Source organism: Kitasatospora sp. NPDC054768 (genome assembly GCF_053612025.1).
The window spans coordinates 15120-33369 of record NZ_JBSHBN010000105.1 but is presented as its reverse complement, the minus strand read 5'-3'; the positions used below and the strand labels follow the sequence as shown (position 1 = coordinate 33369).

General features: G+C 72.8%; 19 protein-coding genes and 1 CRISPR repeat array. Of the genes, 8 read left to right on the top strand and 11 right to left on the bottom strand.

The annotated features are described in order from the left end of the window. Nucleotides 1-828 precede the first annotated feature (828 nt). The 10 genes from ACWGKU_RS27030 to ACWGKU_RS26985 form a co-directional block, all read right to left on the bottom strand. Nucleotides 829-1269 carry an NUDIX hydrolase gene (locus ACWGKU_RS27030; RefSeq protein WP_331768749.1) on the bottom strand — a complete coding sequence of 147 codons (441 nt, stop codon included), beginning with the start codon at nucleotides 1267-1269 and terminating at the stop codon, nucleotides 829-831. A gap of 20 nt (nucleotides 1270-1289) precedes the next feature. Then, nucleotides 1290-2081, bottom strand: coding sequence for an STM4013/SEN3800 family hydrolase (locus ACWGKU_RS27025; RefSeq protein ID WP_331768750.1), 792 nt, complete (start codon nucleotides 2079-2081; stop codon nucleotides 1290-1292). 1 nt (nucleotide 2082) lies between these two features. Beyond that, nucleotides 2083-2580: a hypothetical protein gene (locus ACWGKU_RS27020; RefSeq protein WP_331768751.1), complete on the bottom strand. Its 498-nt coding sequence runs from the start codon at nucleotides 2578-2580 to the stop codon at nucleotides 2083-2085. Then, nucleotides 2564-3211 carry a dTMP kinase gene (locus ACWGKU_RS27015; protein WP_331768752.1) on the bottom strand — a complete coding sequence of 216 codons (648 nt, stop codon included), beginning with the start codon at nucleotides 3209-3211 and terminating at the stop codon, nucleotides 2564-2566. The genes ACWGKU_RS27020 and ACWGKU_RS27015 overlap by 17 nt, the downstream gene beginning before the upstream one ends. Beyond that, nucleotides 3208-4248 (bottom strand): radical SAM protein, encoded by a 1041-nt coding sequence (locus ACWGKU_RS27010; RefSeq protein ID WP_331768753.1) that lies wholly within the window; start codon nucleotides 4246-4248, stop codon nucleotides 3208-3210. Before ACWGKU_RS27010 ends, ACWGKU_RS27015 begins: the two co-directional genes overlap by 4 nt. Nucleotides 4249-4601: 353 nt before the next feature. After that, entirely contained in the window at nucleotides 4602-5912 is a 1311-nt protein-coding gene (locus ACWGKU_RS27005) for a helix-turn-helix domain-containing protein (protein WP_401049004.1), read from the bottom strand. Nucleotides 5913-6167: 255 nt separating this feature from the next. Next, nucleotides 6168-6683: a CRISPR direct-repeat array (repeat unit 29 nt; unit sequence GGAGCTATCCCCGCGAGCGCGGGGCCGAC). A gap of 487 nt (nucleotides 6684-7170) precedes the next feature. Further along, a complete protein-coding gene (locus tag ACWGKU_RS27000; RefSeq protein WP_331768755.1) occupies nucleotides 7171-8502 on the bottom strand; it encodes a hypothetical protein in 1332 nt (443 codons plus the stop codon). Nucleotides 8503-8749: 247 nt separating this feature from the next. Continuing rightward, entirely contained in the window at nucleotides 8750-9163 is a 414-nt protein-coding gene (locus tag ACWGKU_RS26995) for a hypothetical protein (protein WP_331768756.1), read from the bottom strand. Nucleotides 9164-9292: 129 nt separating this feature from the next. Next, nucleotides 9293-9679: a C40 family peptidase gene (locus tag ACWGKU_RS26990; RefSeq protein ID WP_421813772.1), complete on the bottom strand. Its 387-nt coding sequence runs from the start codon at nucleotides 9677-9679 to the stop codon at nucleotides 9293-9295. Between the two features lie 228 nt (nucleotides 9680-9907). Beyond that, nucleotides 9908-10369 (bottom strand): lytic transglycosylase domain-containing protein, encoded by a 462-nt coding sequence (locus tag ACWGKU_RS26985; protein ID WP_452180853.1) that lies wholly within the window; start codon nucleotides 10367-10369, stop codon nucleotides 9908-9910. Between the two features lie 458 nt (nucleotides 10370-10827). Here ACWGKU_RS26985 and ACWGKU_RS26980 point away from each other — a divergent pair, with 458 nt between their 5' ends. The 7 genes from ACWGKU_RS26980 (at nucleotide 10828) to ACWGKU_RS26950 (ending at nucleotide 16914) form a co-directional block, all read left to right on the top strand. Further along, a complete protein-coding gene (locus tag ACWGKU_RS26980; RefSeq protein ID WP_452180852.1) occupies nucleotides 10828-11730 on the top strand; it encodes a hypothetical protein in 903 nt (300 codons plus the stop codon). Then, nucleotides 11687-12031: a hypothetical protein gene (locus tag ACWGKU_RS26975; protein ID WP_401049928.1), complete on the top strand. Its 345-nt coding sequence runs from the start codon at nucleotides 11687-11689 to the stop codon at nucleotides 12029-12031. Before ACWGKU_RS26980 ends, ACWGKU_RS26975 begins: the two co-directional genes overlap by 44 nt. A 3-nt stretch (nucleotides 12032-12034) precedes the next feature. Continuing rightward, entirely contained in the window at nucleotides 12035-12766 is a 732-nt protein-coding gene (locus tag ACWGKU_RS26970; RefSeq protein ID WP_331768760.1) for a hypothetical protein, read from the top strand. After that, nucleotides 12750-13232 (top strand): hypothetical protein, encoded by a 483-nt coding sequence (locus tag ACWGKU_RS26965; RefSeq protein WP_331768761.1) that lies wholly within the window; start codon nucleotides 12750-12752, stop codon nucleotides 13230-13232. Before ACWGKU_RS26970 ends, ACWGKU_RS26965 begins: the two co-directional genes overlap by 17 nt. Nucleotides 13233-13396: 164 nt before the next feature. Next, a complete protein-coding gene (locus ACWGKU_RS26960) occupies nucleotides 13397-13927 on the top strand; it encodes a hypothetical protein (protein ID WP_331768762.1) in 531 nt (176 codons plus the stop codon). 73 nt (nucleotides 13928-14000) lie between these two features. Next, the gene (locus tag ACWGKU_RS26955; RefSeq protein ID WP_331768763.1) at nucleotides 14001-15989 is read left to right on the top strand and encodes a hypothetical protein; all 1989 of its coding nucleotides are present in this window, start codon (nucleotides 14001-14003) and stop codon (nucleotides 15987-15989) included. 131 nt (nucleotides 15990-16120) lie between these two features. After that, nucleotides 16121-16914 (top strand): IS5 family transposase gene (locus ACWGKU_RS26950; protein ID WP_452191592.1). Its coding sequence is split into 2 segments (ribosomal slippage): nucleotides 16121-16450 and nucleotides 16453-16914, totalling 792 coding nucleotides; the frame shifts between segments, so codons are not numbered across the junction. A gap of 9 nt (nucleotides 16915-16923) precedes the next feature. Here ACWGKU_RS26950 and ACWGKU_RS26945 read toward each other — a convergent pair. Further along, nucleotides 16924-17688: a maleylpyruvate isomerase family mycothiol-dependent enzyme gene (locus ACWGKU_RS26945; protein ID WP_331768764.1), complete on the bottom strand. Its 765-nt coding sequence runs from the start codon at nucleotides 17686-17688 to the stop codon at nucleotides 16924-16926. A 150-nt stretch (nucleotides 17689-17838) separates the two neighbouring features. Here ACWGKU_RS26945 and ACWGKU_RS26940 point away from each other — a divergent pair, with 150 nt between their 5' ends. Further along, a complete protein-coding gene (locus ACWGKU_RS26940) occupies nucleotides 17839-18216 on the top strand; it encodes a nuclear transport factor 2 family protein (RefSeq protein ID WP_331768765.1) in 378 nt (125 codons plus the stop codon). Nucleotides 18217-18250: the final 34 nt, after the last annotated feature.

Sequence of the window (18250 nt, the reverse complement as noted above, 5' to 3'; positions counted from 1 at the left end):
CGACGCCAACACCAGGCCCGGACCAGCCACTACAAACGACGAGGCCACAGCCCAAGAGCTGAAGCCTCGCCACAGTAAGCACCGTTGCAGTACTAGAGCGGAAGCACAGGGAGAACTCCTGGCGTACTTCCCCGTGGGGATAGACATGGACGATCTCGGCATCGGCCTCGTCCAGGCGCCGGGTCTCCGACTTCGCGTCCGGCCAGAGGCAGTCCTCGTCGGTCTGCAGCTTGGCCGCCGCTGCCTGGCGGTGCCGCCGGTACGGTTCGCGGTTCTTGACTATCCCCGCGAGCGCGGGGCCGACACTTCCTGACCTGCTGCGATTGGGAGCAGAGTGCGCCAATCCATTCAGTTCGAATCCAGAGCCCCACGTGTGCCGGGCCGATGCCCCAGAGGCTGTCTCTCCCAGCTGCGCCCCGGCGCACCGACTCTGAGCCTTCGACAGCATCGTACGGACTGTTGAAGTCAGGCGTGGGTGCAGGGGACGGGCTCGCCGGGTTAGGGCGTCGGTCAGGGCCCGGGGGTGGAGCGGCTGACGCAGGACGACCTTCAGCTCGGCGATGCCACCGTCCTCGCCCAGCTGGCTGCGCACCACCCTGCCGCCGTCGAGGTGCTCGTCGCAGAGCGGGCCGCCTACTTCGGCGGATCGGGCGGCCGCTTCTGCCCGGTCCCCCACGCATCATGCCGTTCTTCCCGCCGGTGCGTTCCCGTGGGAATACGCTCGGGAACACCCCAAGGGAGCTGGACACCGGCTCCAGCCGTCCCTGGACCGACGGCGCGTCACCCGACGCCGGAAGCGTCGTCCTTCCGTCAGGCGCACAACTGTGCTCACGCAGCGACCGGCAGCCGGTCGGCGAGGAGCAGCGCGAGGGGGCCGCCCTGGAGGAGGAACCGCCCCTCGCTGACCGCAGCGAGAGCTTCCTCCATCGGCCACCACATCAGCTTGAAGCCGTCTTCCCCAGGGGCCAGCTCTTGTGGGCCGAGGGTGAGGTCCCGGGCCTCGAAGAGGTGGAGGCGCGCCGTCGAGCCCGGCACGATGGCGTACGACCCGAGCGGACGCCAGGTGGCGGCGGTGATCCCGGCCTCTTCGCGAAGCTCGCGCTGCGCGCACTCATCCAGGTTCTCGTCGCCCTCCTGGCGTCCTCCTGGCAGGAACAGGTACTCGCCACCGTGCAGGGGGAACGGCGCGGTCAGCACGGCGACCAGGCCGTTGGAGTCACGGGCCACGACGACGGCCGCGTCCCGGGTGGGCAACTGCGTGTTGGTCATGCACGGAGGTTAAGCCGCGGTCAGACCACCATGCTGGCGAACGGCACGTTCGTCACCGTCGGGTGGGTGATCCCGCGCCCGTGGTAGCCGTCCTCGCCGAAGGCGTCCCCGTGGTCGGCGCACATGATGACCAGCCACCTCCTGTCGCTGGTCAGGCCGTCGACCAGGTCGCCCAGGTGCTCGTCGGCGTACGCGAGGGCGGCGGCCTGCGACTGCCAGGAGTCGGAGCTGTCGCCGAGGTAGTGACCGTGGGGGACGTGCGTCGCCGAGACGTTGACGAACAGGAACAGCGGCCGATCCGCACGCGCCCGGGCGACTTCGAGGGCGTGCTCGACCTGGTAGCGGGTCGAGTCCGGCTCCGGCGAGCAGAACTCCGGCCGCCAGAAGTCCTCGTCGAACATGTCCGGCAGGACGGACCCGAGCGGCGTCTCCCGGGAGAAGTACGTGACGCCGCCGATGCACACCGTGCGGTAGCCGTGCCGGCCGAGCCCGACGAGGAGGTTCGGCGCGTCGAAGACGAACGTGCGCGGGTCGACCGTCTTGAACGCCGGCGGCCGGCACTCCCACAGCCGCGGGGGCTGCTTCGGCTGCGGGAGCTTCGGCAGGAATCCGGAGAAGAACGCCACGTGCGCGGGCAGGGTGAACGTGCCGGGCGTCCGGCGCTCCTCCCACTGCCCTCCCGGCAGGAGGCCGGCCAGCCGGGGCGTCTGGCCGGCGTGCATCGTCGCCCGGGCGACGTCGTAGCGCAGCGAGTCCAGGGTGACGAACAGGATGTTCGTCCCGGACCCGATGACGGTGGCGGCATCGATCACGTCATCCCTCCGCGGTGGCATAGTGCTTGGCGAGGTCGGGCCGGTGGATGACCCGGCCTTTGGAGTGGTCGTTGACGGGGATCGGCACCTTGTCCCGGGCGATGAGGTCGCAGATCTTCTCCAGGCCGGCGCCCACGGTGATCGCGGCCCCGTCGGCGGCGAGCAGCTGGATCGTCACCTCCACGCCGACCGTGCTGATCCGGGCGCCGGGCACCTGGAGGGTGCGGATCGCGTAGGCCAGCAGCTCCTCGTCGCCCTCGCCGACGACGGACACCGTCGCGGCGAAGTGCCGGCAGTTGATCGCGCCCCGGTTGAACAGCCCGCAATACTGCTTGGCCAGCTCGCTGCCGTCGTGCACCAGGGCGACGCCGTGCGCGCCCGTGGTGAGCACAAGGCAGGACCCGACCCACCAGGCGACGGCCGGGTGCAGGTCGACCGGGTGCCGGCCGGTGATCCGGTCCTCAGCGAAGACCTTGGAGAGGTCAACGGGATTGAGCACGGCGGTCCTCCAGCAGCGAGTGGATCTCCTCGGCGAGCTCCTCCGGGGTGCGCCCGTCGGTGCTGATCGGCACGCCCGTGGTGTCGGTGGCGGCGAACAGCCGGTACAGCTCCTGGACGTGCGACAGCAGGGCGGGCCGGCGGGCCAGGAACCGGTCCGTCGCGGCCCGGGCCGGCCGGGTGTCCATCCGGTGCCGGATCTCCTTCTCGGAGGTCTCCAGGTAGACCGTCAGGTCGGGCCGCGGCAGGTAGCCCAGGTACGGACGGAACGCGCCGGCGGCGACCTCCAGGTCGAGCTGGTTCACGGCAGCGTGGTTGACGACGACCGAGGCGGACCACCGGTCCGCGACGAGGTTCCCGCTGACCAGTGCGCGGCGCGCGGTGTCGGCCGCGTCGAGGGCCCCCGCCAGGTGGAAGGCGAACTGGGTCAGCGCGCCGCCGTGGTCGTTGACGTAGCCGATCAGCGAGCCGAGGGGACGCGGGATGACGTGCAGGGTCTGCGCGCCGAGCCGGTCGGCGAGGAGGCGGGTCAGGGTGGACTTGCCGGAGCCGCTGATCCCCTCCAGCGCGAGGAGGGCGCCGTTGTGGCCGGTGATCGGCGGCTGGTAGCAGGGATGCAGTTCGAAGCTCACAGCGTTCCCTCCGTGAACGAGGCGACGTGCCCGGCGACCGCCGTAGCGATCCCGGCCGGGGCGTCGGCGGTGGCCAACAGGTCGGTGAGGTCGAGTCGGAGGTCGTCGCGCAGCAGGCACGGCTGGAGGCCGCCGGCGTGGTCCAGGCGCAGCGCCCAGAATCCTTCGACGCACTGCGGCCGGATCGGGCAGGTCCCGCACTGGCCGACGTGGTGGCGGCCGAGTTCACGGTGGATGACCTCGACCTCCAGGCCGTCGATGGTGAAGACGCGCCGGCCCTGGCCGACGCCCGCGATCTCGACACGCTCCTCGCGGGTGAGCGTGCGCAGATGGGCCACCAGCCCGTCCGCCGGAACCGCCGCGCTCTGCTCGGAGGCGTTGAAGTCGGTGTCGACCAGCTCGATGAACTGAATCGGCAGCCGGCGCTCCAGCGCGTACTGGAGGATCGCGCGGACCTCGTGCTCGTTCCGCTTCTGGAGCAGGGTGTTCAGCTCGACCCGCTCGAAGGCCTCCCGGGCCGCGTCGATCCCGCCGAGGACGGTCGAGACCGGCAGTCGAGTCTTGGCGATCTCCCGGAACGTCTCGTCGCTGAAGTAGTGCAGCGAGACTTTGATCTTGTCGAGGACGGTGTCCCGCAGCCACGGCATGGACCGGGCGAGCAGGATGCCGTTGGTGATCAGCGAGAAGCTGACGTCCGGGGCAACGAACTGCCGCATGCCGTCGAGGACCGGCTTGGCCAGCTTCGACGCCAGGGTCTCACCGCCGGTGAAGTACACCCGGGTGAGGCCCTGGTCGATCAACGTGCCGATGATGGTCACGTAGTGCTCGGCGCACAGGACCCGCTGGCGCGGCTGCCGGGTGCGGTCCTCGCGTGTGGTTCCGGGCGGGACGTCGCCCTCGTTGTGGCAGAACCAGCAGGCGATGTTGCACTCGGGGCCGAGGGAGACGCGGAGCTGGCCACGCAGCGCAGCGAAGTTCCGCAGCGCGGTCACGCTGACAGCCGGGGTCGGGCGGGGCGAGAGGGTGAGGAGGGTCACGACACACTCCTGTTCTCGGGACGGAGAAGTGCCTTGCTACGGGTGGGGCTGATCCGGCGTGGTAGCGGCCGGGGATGAGGAGAAGTGCGCTGCCTCGGCGTGGTGGATCAACAGGCCGAGGACGCCGGTGCCGAGGAGGTCCAGAGCGACTCAGGAGGACGTCAGGAACGTCCCCAGACGGTCGCGGGCCGGGGTGGCGTGTTTCCGGCGCGGGTGAGGGCAGTAGACGTAGGACGTGGTGCTGTTCGTCAGCATGGGGTCTTCGGCAGCGTTGGGAGTCCGGCTTCCCCAGTGAACCGCCACCCCGATGGCGTGATCCGTAGTCGGACTACGGGCCGTAGTCCGACTACGGGTCAGCCGATCCGCACACCCGCACGGAGCGCGAAGTCCTGCACCCCGGGCAACTTGCGATCGTGTCGCAGCAGTCCGACGGCGAGGTCACGGACGGCGCCGCGCCGGACTTCCTGCGGAGCTGCTTCCTCGGCAGCGAGGAGAGCGCGGTAGCACTGCTCCGGCTTGCCCCACTGGTCGAACGCCCTGGCAACGTCGATGAAGAAGCGGGCCTGCCGCTCGGCGGTCGGCAGCGCCGTCGGGTCGATCGTCCGGGCCAGCTCGATCGCCCGCCCGGCGTCACCGAGTTCGTAGTGCACCGACAGCTCGTGCAGGGCGACGCCCTGGATGCCGTCCACCAGCCCGGAGGAACGGCCCGCCGCGGCAGCGCTGTCGGCGGCTTCCTTGATCAAGGCGTGGGCGTAGGAGCGGTCACCACCCTTCGCCGCGGTGTAGGCGGCCGTGGCGTACAGATCGCCGCGTGTGGCAAGGCGCGAGGCCTCCGGAACAGAGGCGTCGGCGAACAAGTCCTCGGCGGCGACCACCACGATGTCCGTCGCCCTGGCCAGGCTGCCCTGGCGACGCCAGGAACTGGAGACCATCCGCTGCGCCTCCGCGACGACCAGCGGGTCACCGGCCTGCCGGGCGGCAGTCAGTGCGCGGTCGGACGTGATCGACACCAGGTTGTTCGTGCCGACCTTGATGCACAGCCGGACGGCGATGTTGTACAGCTGGGCGGCGTTCCGAGCGCGCTCCTCCGCCGTGCCGACCATGCCGGCCGCGGCGATCCGGCCGGGCAGGGCCTCGGCCAGGACGTCGTACCGAGCCGACTTGAACTCCTTCCGAGAGGCCAGCACGGACGCTGCGACGCTTGCCATGCTCGGATCGCGGCGGGGAGCCGGGAGCCGATTCGGGCCGTACAGCAGCAGGTCCTCCAGGCCGCCGAGCGGCGACGAGGCCTCGGCGTGCGCGGCCTGCTGGCCAGCGAGCCCGGCACCGAGGGCGGCGACGGCCAGGGTCAGGAACGGGCGGCGTCGCACGTCTTCGTCCTCCTCGGCACCGGAAGTCGTCGCCAGCGTACCCGGGCTGGCTCGCCGTCGCGGTGATCTCAACCTCTTTGCTGCAGGCTGTGGCAGCGCCATCAACATGTCGGCCTCAACTCCCAGCACCGAGGCCATCCGACGTAAGAGCTGCACGTCCGTGACCCGCTGGACATCACGCTCGACCTGGGACATCCAGTCCTCGCCGTGGTCGAGCTCCACCGCGAGCCGCAGCTGTGTCCAGCCCATCTCCGAGCGACGAAGCGAGATGAACCTACCGAACGTCTCGGCCACCGTTCCCCCGGTGCACGTAGTCAGGACGCTACGGACCGCTACCATAGCGGCGGAAGGGGCACTCCTGGTAGAGCACCCCTCCCGGCATCACTTCCCGCCGCGCCAGGCCAGGATGGACGCCCAGTTGGCCTTGATGGCCGCGCGGTGGCGTTGACCGGGCGGGCTACCATGCGGCGGGTAGCAAGCCCCCAATAGGCCACCGCGGGCCATCGTTCGGGCCGACCTGCCCGGCCAAATCCCGTCGCAGTACCGCGCGGATCTATCCCCGCGAGCGCGGGGCCGACCGGTAGATGGTGAACTTGTCGCCCACCAGGCCGGAGCTATCCCCGCGAGCGCGGGCCGACCGTTGGCGTGCTTGTGCCAGACGCTCAGGATCGGAGCTATCCCCGCGAGCGCGGGGCCGACTCGTAGTGCAGCACCGTCCAGTCGAATGACAGGGAGCTATCCCCGCGAGCGCGGGGCCGACTCGTAGTGCAGCACCGTCCAGTCGAATGACAGGGAGCTATCCCCGCGAGCGCGGGGCCGACTTCAGGCCCGAGGTGACCGACTGGACGTGCCAGGAGCTATCCCCGCGAGCGCGGGGCCGACTACCTGGGGGGACCGCTGTCGGAGCCGTCCGCGGAGCTATCCCCGCGAGCGCGGGGCCGACCGGGGGTCGCTCTGGCGTGCGCCGGATTCGATGGAGCTATCCCCGCGAGCGCGGGGCCGACGTCCCGGGGCTTCTCCGCAGCCGTGCGCAGCTGGAGCTATCCCCGCGAGCGCGGGGCCGACACTTCTTGACCTGCGGCGATTGAGCTCAGAGCGCGCCAATCCATTCAGTTCGAATCCGGAGCCCCAAGTGTGCGGGGCCAAATCCCCAGCGGCTGTCTGTCCCAGCTGCGCCCCGGCGAGTCAGCTCTGAGCCTTCGACAGCATCGTACGGGCTGTCATCAGGCGTGGGCGTAGGGAACGTGTTCGCCGGTGACCGCTTTGACCAGGGCCCGGGACGGAGAGGCTGACGCAGGACGACCTTCAGCTCCCCGATGCCGCCGTCGCCAATGTCGTCGCCACAAACCGCCACTGAGTGGTCCTGCGGACATACGAGGTCGACCCACCGCTCGACCGCGAGCAGCCGACTGTGGATCGGGTCGTCGGCGAAGACACAGTGCTTGCCGGTGGTCCAGGTGTCGGCGCCGACTGGCGGGGAGGCACCTCGTAGGAATCGTCACCGGTGTCGGCCACGTCGCTTTCTTGGATTCCGCCCGGCGGGTCCAGTAGTTCACAGGCCCAGGCCGCTCCGCCTTGGACGCCGGGTCGGCTGCGGGTTCTGCCCGGTCGCGGCGAGCCGGGCCGCTGAGCGCCTGAGGGTGATGCGGTCGGCGGCCTGGGCGTCTGGGATGGAGGCGAGCCGGTGGTGGAGGTGCTGGGCGGCGAGGTCGGCTCCGAGCGCCGACGCCACCCGGGTGAGGGCCGTCTCGGCGGCCGCGCTCGCCCGGCCGGCGGACCGGTACTCCTCGGCGAGCTCGGCACGCCGATCGGCGGGCAGCGGCCGGGCCGGCAGCCGGTTGTGCCCGGGGCCGGCGGCTCGCATCATCAGCCGACGGGTGTCGGCGAGGCGTTCGGCGAGGACCGCGTGGTCCTCGGCGAGGTGCTGGAGGCGGGCGGAGATCTGGCGCAGGGCATCGCTCCACACCGGCAGGGCCGCGGCGATGTCGCAGGCCTGACGGGTCGGGCCGCCGGGGCCGTGGGACAGTCGCCAGGCCGGGTCGGCGTGGAGGAGCCGGCCCACCCGGTCGACCAGGGCGTGCGACTCGGCGGCGACGGCCGAGGGAGTGTTGTCGGGGGCGGAGCGTAGGGGGGCCCAGCAGGCGGCGACGCGCTGCCAGGCGTGCTCGGCTGTTTCCCAGGCGGTGTCGGCGGCGTGAACGGAGGCGAGGTGGGCGGAGACGGTGGCCGGGGCGTGGTCGGCGGCGTGGGTATACAGGGCCCGGGTCAGCTGGTAGACGGTGGAGATGTTGTGGGCTGCGGTGCCCATGGCGGAGGCCGTGTGCGCGTAGGAGTCGTCGCCCGCCTGTACGGCGCGCCAGCTGATGTCCGCGAGCCGTTTGGCGGAGGCTGCGGCGCCGGTGCCGAGCTGTGCGGGGGTTTCCGCGGTGCGGGGCGGGTCCGGCTGCAGCAGCGCGCGGGGCCGTACGGTGTCAAGCGCCGCGGCGCCGAGCCGAACGTCCGGGTCGGCGGCGAGCGCCCGGATCTCCTGCTGCACCACTCCCAGCTGGTCGACGACCCGGCCGAGGGCGCGGATGCGTTCGGTGAAGGACGTGCTGGACGTGGCCGAACCAAGGCGGCCCACCAGGTCCGCGACCGTTCCGGTGAGGGCGAGGACCCTGACCAGGACGGCGGTGCGCAGCTGTGTGCTCTCCAGGGCGAGCCCGTGCCGGGTGAGGGGTCGGCCGTCGGGATCGGTGTGGGTGGCGAGCAGGTCCAGGCCGGTGCGCAGGGCCTGGATGGCATGAGGGACGTACAGGGGGGCCTGGAACGCCTGGAGGGCCGTGAGGGCCGGCGGCTTGCCGTAGGCGGCTCTGAGCTGTCGGGCGGCTTCGGCCAGGGCCACGTGCAGCCGGGCCCGGCGGGCACTGTCCGGTGCCGTCGCCGGGCCTGGGCCGTGGGCGCCCGGTCGGGCAGGGTGTCCACCGGTTCCCAGGCGTACCGGGTCTCCACGGCGAGGAGGAGGTCCAGCAGGTCCGCGACCTGATGGCCGACGGTCCGTCGGTAGAGCTCCGAGCTCCGCTCGATCGGCAGGTAGTCGGCGTCGGTGAGGTAGCTGCCGGCGAGAGCAACGAACTCGCCGAACTCCGCGCTCACCGGGCGGTCTGCGCCGGGCGGAGCGTGGTGCGCACCGCGGCGGCGGTGTGCCCGAGGAGGCGGACGGCAACCAGGACGGTGTAGACCTCGTCCGGTGTTGCCGCGGTGGCGGCCGCTGCTGAAAGCCGACGCTCCGCCTGCTCCAGGAATTCGGCGAGCCGCGGACCGTCGGCGAAGGTGAGGTCGGTTTCGGGGTCGTCGCCGTCGTCGGGCTCGGGCAGGAAGCCGCGGAGCTCGATGGCGTGGTTGTGGGTGCCGCAGGCGGCCAGGGTGTCGCCGCCGGTGTCGGTGGTGACGGCCAGGGCCCAGAACACGGTCTGGTGGGCGAGGGACCAGGCCGCCGAGAGCGGGCCCTGGATGTCGGGCTCGGCAAGGCGGGCGGCGATGCGGTCGAACCAGGCGGTCGTCACAGTGAGTTCCTTCGTCGGTCGTTGTCGTGGCGGTCAGGGTGGCCGATCCGGCCGTCCCAGGAGGCCGGTGGTGCGGGTTCCTGTGGATAACCCGGGGTTGTGGGTGGATCCGGTCACCCGGACGGGGGATCAGGTGACGATCCGGCGGACGGCGACGACCTGGTTGGGGCCGCTGCCGGCTGCTCTCCAGGCCTGGTAGCTGCCCGTCCGGATCTGGAGGCCGGTGCGGGGGGCCTCCAGGAGGCGGCCGTCGCCGATGTAGAGGGCGACGTGGCCGGGGCGGCCCGGACCGCCGTCCGTTCCGGTGGTGAAGACGAGGTCGCCGGGCCGGACGCTGTCCGGGTCGACCGGTTGCCCTTCCTCGACCTGGGTGAACGTCGAGCGGCTCAGCCGGATCCCGGCACGGGCGTAGGCCTGCTGGACGAGGCTGGAGCAGTCGCACCGGTGGGAGGGGGCGGTGCCGAGCGGGTCGGTGCAGTCCCCGCCGAAGGTGTACCAGCCGCCGCGTTGGGCCAGGGCCCAGTGGATGGCGGCGGCGGCCTGCGGGTGGGTGCCGGCCGGGACGTCCCACCCCGGTGGGAGGGCGTCGTCGGCGGCGGCCGGCGGTCCGGCGGGCGAGGGGGCGGTGAAGTCCGGGACCGCGGCGACGACGGCGGCGACGTACTGCTGGGTTTCCCGGTAGGGCGGGATGCCGTGCGCGGCTTGGACGGCGTGCCAGCCCGCGTTGTAGCCCGCGAGCGCGAGCTACCACGGGTCGGCGGTGAGGCCGGAGTCGCGGGCCTGGCGGATCAGCGAGCACATCATCCGTCCCTGGGCGTCGATCGCGTCGGCCGGATCGAACGGGCTGCTCACCCCGTTGCCGTCGGTGTCCCGGCCCCAGGTGCGCCAGGTGTCCGGAACGAACTGGGCGATGCCCTGGGCGCCCGCCGCGCTCTGGGCGTTGGGGTCGAAGCCGCTCTCCCGGTGGAGCTGGGCGGCGAGCCGGGGGGACGTCAGGCCCTGGTCGCAGGCCCCGGCGGCGCGCTCGATCATCGGACCGTACGGCGTCGGGACGCTGCCCGGCCGAAGCGCGCTGCCGTACGGTCCGCGCCCCGGGGCGCTCACTGCGGCGGGTACGTCGGTGGCGGCCGCCAGCAGCACCAGGGCGAGCAGTCCGGCGGGTGCGGCGACCGCGCCGCCCGCCAGCAGGATCGTCCGTTTGGGCACAGTCCAGGTCCCCCGATCGTGTGGCACCCGTCGGTGTGTCAGGTACGGACCGGCCGGGCAGGTCGGCGTGGATCGTGGCAGAGGTGTGCTCCGGGAGCTGCCTGCCGCACCGCCGGAGTCGGCCGACCTGCCGGCCGGGCAGGTGCCCGGAGCGGCCGGAGACGAGGACTCGCAGGCGGCGACGCCGCAGGTGGGCCGCTGCCTCGACGGCCGACATCACCTCCGGCCGGCCGTCGAGGCAGCGAGGACAGGGCCGCATTCCGGCCCCGGCCCCGAAGTCGGTGGTGTCGTACGGCACCGGCATACCCCTGGTCACGATCCGCTCCAAGTCGATCGCCGAGTGTAAACAGAGCTGGTCGTCACTGTGCTAGACAGTGCGGCTACGGCCAGTGATGGCCATGAACTGGCATCGAACTGGCATCGCTGAACATCGGTCAGGTGGGAGGGAGTGAACATCGGTGGGCAGGTCCGCGCCCGTGGCCGGGCTGCACGTCGGCGCCCGGCTCGTCGTCCCGGTCCTGGGGGCGGCGGCCGGCAGCGGCCGGAGCACCGTGGCCCTGCTTGCCGCGGCCGGACTGGCCCGCCTCGCCTCGACGGTGGTGCTCGACAGCGCGTCGACCGCGTCGTCGCCGTGGCGCCGTTGGCCACTGGCCGGCGGCGCCGGGCTCGCCTCCGTACCCGTCGACCGGCCTCTGAGCACCGGTCAGGTCCGCTCCGCCGCCTCGTCCTGCCTCGACGGCCGGGTCCAGGTGCTCACCGACCGCAGGCCATGGTCGGAACCGCCGCTCGCCCTGCCCTCGGCGCCGTCGGCATGGCCGGCTCTGGCAGGGGCCGGCGGCTGGCAGGTGAGCGTGGTGGACACGGCGCTGACCGTCGCGGACGACCTCGGTGACGCCGGGGTCCACTCGCGCACCGCCCAGTGGATGCTGCTGGAGGGGGCGGTGCCGGTGATCTGCTCGCCGACGTCGCGGGAGGGCCTGGAGGCGGCCGCCGTCGCGATCGCCGCAGCCGAGGCCGCGTCCCTTCCGCTTCAGCGGTGCGTGCTGGTGCTGGTCGGCATGGCTGGCGGGATGCCGCGGCAGTGCCGGGCGGTCGCCACCATGCTCGCGCCCCGGGTCGGTGCGGTGGTGCGGGTGCCGCACTGCCCGGCCTGGCGGGCGCACGCCCTGCGGACCGACCGGCTCAGCCGCCGGTTCGAGGCGGCCGGCACCGGGCTCGCCGACACCCTGATCACCACGGCCGAGAGGTCCTGGGGCCCGCTGCGGGCCCCGGCCGGGACGGCCGCCACCTCGGAGGATCCCTCACATGACGACCTCTATGTCGCTGCTGGCAGCCCGGCTGACCACCTTGCCGCTCAATGACCCCACCACCGCCCCGAACGGGTCGTTCTACGACGTCGGGAAGGGCTTCAAGCCGGAGATCCCGTCCGGGGAGGTCGGCAGCGCGCTCACCACGATCGTCAACTGGACCATGGGCATCTGCCTGGTTCTCGTGGTGGCCGCGCTCTGCGCGTGCGCCGCGATGGACAGCTTCGGGTCCATGTCCGACCGGCCCGAGATCAGTGCGCGGGGCAAGGCGGGTATGCCGAAGTGTTTCCGCGGGGCTGTGATCATCGGACTGGCGTGGCCGATCGTCTGGCTCGGCGCGAGCCTGAAGGGCTGACGAGTGGACTCCGTCGAGCTCCGCCGACGCCGGGCCCTGCGCACGCTCGTCACCGGGGCGGCCTTGGCGGCGGCCGCCGCCGCGGGCGCGGTCGCGGTCCTGATCTGGCAGGCCGATCCCGAACCCCGGGTCGGCACTGCCGCGCCCGCCAGCGTTTCGGCCGCCGACGCGCCGCCGTCCGCGAGCCCGTCCACGGTAGTGGCGGCGGTGCCGCTGCCCGCGCCCGCGCGGGTCGAGAAGGGCATCCCGATCGGCTACCCCCACACCCTGGCCGGTGCCGTGTCCGCGGCCGCCCACTACACCGAGGCCCGCGACCTGCTGAGCCCTGACGCGGTGCCCGGACAGATGATGGTGATGGCCCGCCATAACGACGAGGAGTTCTTCAAGCTGACCTCGCTGGCGATCGCGGACGCCCGGGACTGGCGACGCCTGCTCGGCCTCCCCGAGGCCGGAGGCAGCACCGGCTCGGACTTCATCGCCTTCCAGGTCCGCGCCTACCAAACCGAGTCCGTGAGCGCCGACGCCGTCGACGTGTGGCTGCTGACCACCCAGACCCCCACCGTCGGTGGCATCCAGCACGGTACCGGTGTCTTCGCCGTCGCGGCCCCGGTGGTGTGGGACGGCGACGACTGGAGGCTCACCTCGAAGAAGATGCGGGAGACCCCGGTGGTGGCCCAGCCGGGCACAGTGCAGGCCGACGCGGCCGGCTGGAGGCCCGTTGCCTACCAGCACTAACGGTCTGCGGCGCCCCATGGTGGTCCTGGCGCTCGTCCTGGCCGCGCTGGCCGGGCCGGTCGCTGCCGCGTTCGCCGCCGCGCCGCCACCGGTTCCCGTCCCAGGAGCCACCGCCGGAACGCCTTGCCCGGCGCACACCCGGCCCGTCGGGCAGCCCGAGAAGCTGACCGCCGCCGGTCTGCAACCGAAGCCCCCGGCGGAGCAGATGGACGCGCGCGGCGGCTGCGTGCCGCTGGACAAGGAGGGCTGCCGGACGCTCGGGCTGAGGGACGACCCGCTCTCGACCTGCGTGTACGAGACCTTCAAGCACAAGTACTGCGACGCCGATCTCCTGCCCCTGCCCGGGATGGAGGTCTACTGCGAGAACGCCGACAAGGAGATGGCCACCTGGTGCAAGGAGAATCCCGGCGTCGCCCACTGTGGGACCGAACCTGAGGGTGGCCTCGCCGCCGCCCGGTGCGGGTGAGGCTCCGCCGCACCTACGCCGACCCGGACCTGATCGGGCTCCTGGCCGGGAAACCCGAGCCGACGGCCGCGGCGGGCCCCGCGCCGGTGGTGGTCCCGCCGGGGCCGCAGCATTCACCCACGACACCCCCGGTCCCGCTGACCAAGTCCTGAGGAGAGCACCCCGTGTCCGAGACCTGCACCGACCTGACCGACGACGGCCTGGACCCGGCCGATCCGTGGACGGACGTCCCCGAGCCCGACCCCGCGCCCGTGCCGCGGATCGTCCTGCGCGACATGGAGCCGGAGGAACGGCGCTCCCGGCTGGAGGAGCTCGGGCACTGGCTGCGCTGGCTGGTGGAGGTCAACCCGGAGGCCCGGGCTTCGGTACCGCCCTGCTGGCACCGGCACGAGGACGTCATCGAGGTCCTCCTCGCGCTGCAGATCGGATGGGTCCGCTCCTACACCTGCCCCAGCCCGGGCCGCGACACCGCCGAGGCGGACTGGCTGATCACGGCGAACAACCTCCTCCCGACCACCCGCCGGCCGAAGTGCGCCAACGGGCACGCCGACCCGGTCGCCCGGCCCTGGGGCGGGCCGGACGAGGAGACCCTGCGGCAGTGGCTGGAGGAGCCCGGCGGCCTCGGCACCCGCGAGCGCGAGCACCCCAGCCCGGCCCTGGCGGCGGAGCTGAGCAGCGACGAGCCGCCGCTGTAGTGCGCCGGATCCGACGCCGCTCTGCCCGCCCGCCGAGGTCCGGTGGAAGCCGACCGATTCCGAGGAGGACCTGATGCCACCCGAGCCCGCCGAACCCGACACGGGAGCACGGGACCGGCGCACGCCGCAGGGCGCCGCGGCCGACGGCCCCACCCCACCACCGTCCACGACCGGCGGGACGATCCGGGGGCCCGCCTCCGCCCAGCCGGGCCCTGCGGCTCAGCAGCCGCCCGCGGAGCCGCCCTACAGCGTCCTCGGCGACCCGGCGTACGAGGTCGTCGAGTCCCGGCGGGTCGGCGAGAGCACCTACGTGCGCGCCTTCCGGCGCGGAACCGAGGAGGAGTCCCTCTGGGTCCACCGCGGCGAGGAGTCCGAGGAGCTCATGACCAGCGGCGGGGCGTTCCGGCCCCATGACGCCTACCGCGCGATGACCGGACCGAACGCCCCGACCTCGCTCTACGAACAGCTCGTCAAGGAAGGCGACCTCTGGGACGTCCAGGTCCGCGACAACGAGAGGTGGGAACGCGAACGCGAGCGGGCCGAGGCCGAGGCGGCCCTGCACAGCCTGAACGCGGGGCCCGACGACGACGGCATGGCCCAGGCCGAGGCCGAGGCCGACGGGGCCACTGCCGCGAAGTCCCGTTCCTCCGACGACGGGTGGCTGTCCGACGCGCTGGCGCTCACCGCCGACATGCCGCCGGAACAGGCCGCGCTCCTGCGGGAGCGCCTCGGTGTGCTGACCGCGGCCCTCCCGAACGTCCGGCACGAGCCCGCCCCGGACGACGCGGCGCTCGCCGGGCTCCCGCCCGAGCAGGTCCTCGCCGAACTCACCTCCGCCATCGAGACCGTACGGGCCCGCGCGGAGTGGTGGCTGGCGCTGCCGCAGTGGGCACAGGTCCGGTCGGTCCAGGCGGCGGCCGTCGGGGCCTGGGCCGCCGTCAAGGAGGCCGTCGGGCAGCAGACCGTGCTCGCCGACGGCGAGTACCGGGCGACCCGGCTCCTGCGGGGGATCTGCGCCGCGGCCTGCCGGTCGGTCGCCCGCCTCGCGGCCGACCTCGCCCACGATCTCACCACCCGCGGCTACGGCGGCACGCCCGCCTGGACCGCGCTGCGCGCCCTGTCCCGGCGGGCCGGAACGCTGGCCGCACGGGTCCTCGGCCGTCCCGTCGACCGTGCCACCGCCCGACGCCTGGCCGCGCTCGACGCCGAGGTCGCGGCGATGGCCGAGGCGGAGCGGGCCGACCGGCGCGCGGTGCTGGCCGACGGGGCCGACCGGGTCGCCGCGGCCTTCGCGGCCTGGGCCGGCACACCGATGGGCCGCCGGCTGGCGCGCTCCGCCCACCCGCGCGTCGCCGCGCTCCGCAGGGCCTGCCAGGGGATCCCACGCCCCGGCGTCGAACCGGCGTCGGTGGCGCGCGCCTACGCCCGGCTGGCGAGGGCGGCCCGCGCCCTGGCCGACGCCGCCCGCGCCGCGCGCCGGTTCCGCAGCGCCGACGTGGCGGTGCTGGACGCCGTCACGCGGGCCGCGGACGAGCACACCCGCCGGGTCGCGCCCGCCGCCGGCCTCACGCCGCCCCCGCCCGCCGTCCGGCACGCCCCGTACGCGACCAGGCAGGGCGCGAGCGGCGGCTCCATGCTGGTCGCGGACGCGCTCAGCGCGTGGACGGCGACCGAGATGGGCGGCCACCTGCACGGCTCCCGGCACCCCCGGGTGGCCGCGTTGAGGGCGTCCTGGAGGAGCCTTCCCCCGGTCGATCTCCCTGGCGGCCCCGCCGTGGGAGCCCGGGCCTTCCACCAGGTCGCGGAGAGGGCGAGGGCCCTCACCGAAGCCGCTCGCGCCGGCGGCCGCTTCCGGCCCGGCGACCTCGCCGCCCTGGACGCCCTCGCCCTGGCCGCCGCCGTCCACGCGGGCCGACTGGCCGCCACCGCCGGCACTTCGCTGCCCTCCGGGGCCGGCACGCCGGCGACGCCGGCGCACCGGGCGGCGGCGCTGCGGCTCGCCGAACCCTTGCAACAGGGCACGTCGCCCTCGGCGAGGCCGAGCGCTCCTTCCTGGAGCTGATCCGGCTTGTCCACCAGCACCGCGGCCTGGAGCGCACCACCCTGCTGGAGCAGGCTGCCCGCATCCCGGGCCTGTACGTCCCTGGGAGGACATCTCATTTGGGGCCTACGAAGGCTGCACGTGTGACGATCATGGAGCGTCTCGTCCCGGACGAGTTGTGGGAGTTGTTCCAGTCGGTGGTGCCGGCGGCGCCGACCCGCCCCCAGGGCGGTGGTCGGCGCCGCTACGGCGACCGGGAGGTGTTGGCGGCGATCGTGTTCGTGGCGACGTCCGGGTGCACGTGGGCTCAGCTGCCGCCCTGTTTCGGCCCGTCCGGGCCTACCGCCCATCGGCGCTTCACCGAATGGAGCAGGGCCCGGGTGTGGGCCAAGCTCCACCGGGTCGTCCTGGACGAACTCGGCGCGCACGGCGAGCTGGACTGGTCGAGGTGCGCGGTCGACTCGGTGAACATGCGGGCCCTGAAAAGAGGGAACTGACGGGTCCGAATCCTGTGGATCGGGGCAAGTACGGGTCGAAGATCCACCTGCTCACCGAACGCACCGGTTCACCCCTGTCGCTCGCGATCTCCGGGGCGAATGTCCACGACAGCCAGGCCCTGATCCCGCTCGTCGACGCGATCCCGCCAATTCGCTCGCGACGCGGCCCGAGACGGCGCAGACCCGGCAAGCTGCACGGCGACAAAGCCTATGACCACCGCTTCCTCCGCGCCTTCCTGCGCCGTCGGCGGATACCAGCCCGCATCGCCCGCCGCGGGATCGAGACCTCCAACCGCCTCGGCCGGCACCGCCGGGTGATCGAGCGCACCGTCGCCTGGCTCGGCGGCTTCCGCCGGCTCCACCGCCGCTACGAACGCAAGGCCGACCACTTCGCCGCCTTCGCCAGCATCGCAGCAGCCATCATCTGCACCCGCAGATTCTCTGAATGAGATGTCCTCTCAGCCCCAGTTCTGCAGCTGCTGGAGCAGGTCGGCGTTGCCCTCCATCCTCAGCGAGCCGGCTGGGATGCGCATGTACATGAGCAGGGCCATCTCACTCGCCGTGCCGTAGATGGCGGCGGTGGGCTTGCTCTCGGCGGCCTCCGCCGCAGTGAGCCGGGTGAAGCGGGAACCGGCGGCGTCCACCGTCTGGCGCCAGGAGCCAGCCTCGGCCGCGTGGTAGTCCATGGTGGCGGGCTCGCCCGGCCACGGGACCGTGACGGTGCAGACGGTGGCGAGGAACTCCTCGATGGCGTCGACCGCCTCGGTCGTCGGCAGCTCCTGCGGGGTACCGGAGGCCAGCTGGGCGTCGTAGGTGTGGATCAGCGACTCCGGGACGCGGCGGCGGGCCACGGCGGCCACCGTGTGCGGCGAGGCCAGCGGCTCCCACCAGGCCCAGCAGCCCCGGTCCGGGCCGGCCTCGCGCAGAGCAGTGAGCAGCTGCTCCGTCGAGTCGGCCAGCCAGGCTATGAGGGCCTCGCGCTCCCTGGGCGCCGCCAGCCCGTCCTTGCTCGGCCGCTCGTCGCCCGGCGCGGTGTTCCGCACGATGTAGGCCCAGAAGCGGTCCCCCTCACTGAGGTGGTTCGCCAGGTCGTACAGCGTCCAGCCCGGGCAGGACGGGACGTCGGCGTCGAGGCTGGGGGCCGCGGCGACGGCGGCGCGGAACGCGGCGGACCGCTCGTCAATCATCCGCAGCAGGACGGGAAAGGAGAGATACTCAGTCACGCAGACCTTGTATCACCCGGACCGGAACTCTCGCACTCGATTTAGGCCCCAAATGAGATGTCCCCCAAGTGCTGTGACCGGCGCGGTCCACCGTGATCGGAAGGCGGCGAACGGGACGAGCGCACGCGCAACGGCTGGTATTACTGGGGCATGCAGGAAGAGACGGCACGCTCCGCGATCGACACGTTCATCTCCGCGTTCAACGCCTCGGACGACAGCTATGTGACTGCCCTGCTCTCCCAGGCCCTGACCTCGGACGTGGTCTTCTGGGGGCCGTTGGGCCGCAGCGAAGGAATCGCGGCGGTCGAGCAGTTCGTGCTGGACATCCGGCGCCACCCGGCGGGGACCGGCACGATGGCGCGCTGCTCAGCGGTGGACATGCCCGACGAGTGGGCCCGGTACCAGTGGGTCTTCACCATGCCGGATGGAGGCCCCCGCCTGGCGGGAACGGACGTCGTCCATCTGCGGCGGAGCCTCATCGACCAGGTCATCGTCTTTGCGGGGGAGATCGACCCGTCCGCCTCCTGAGTCGTCCTTCTGTCGCTGTCCTTCTCGTGAGCTT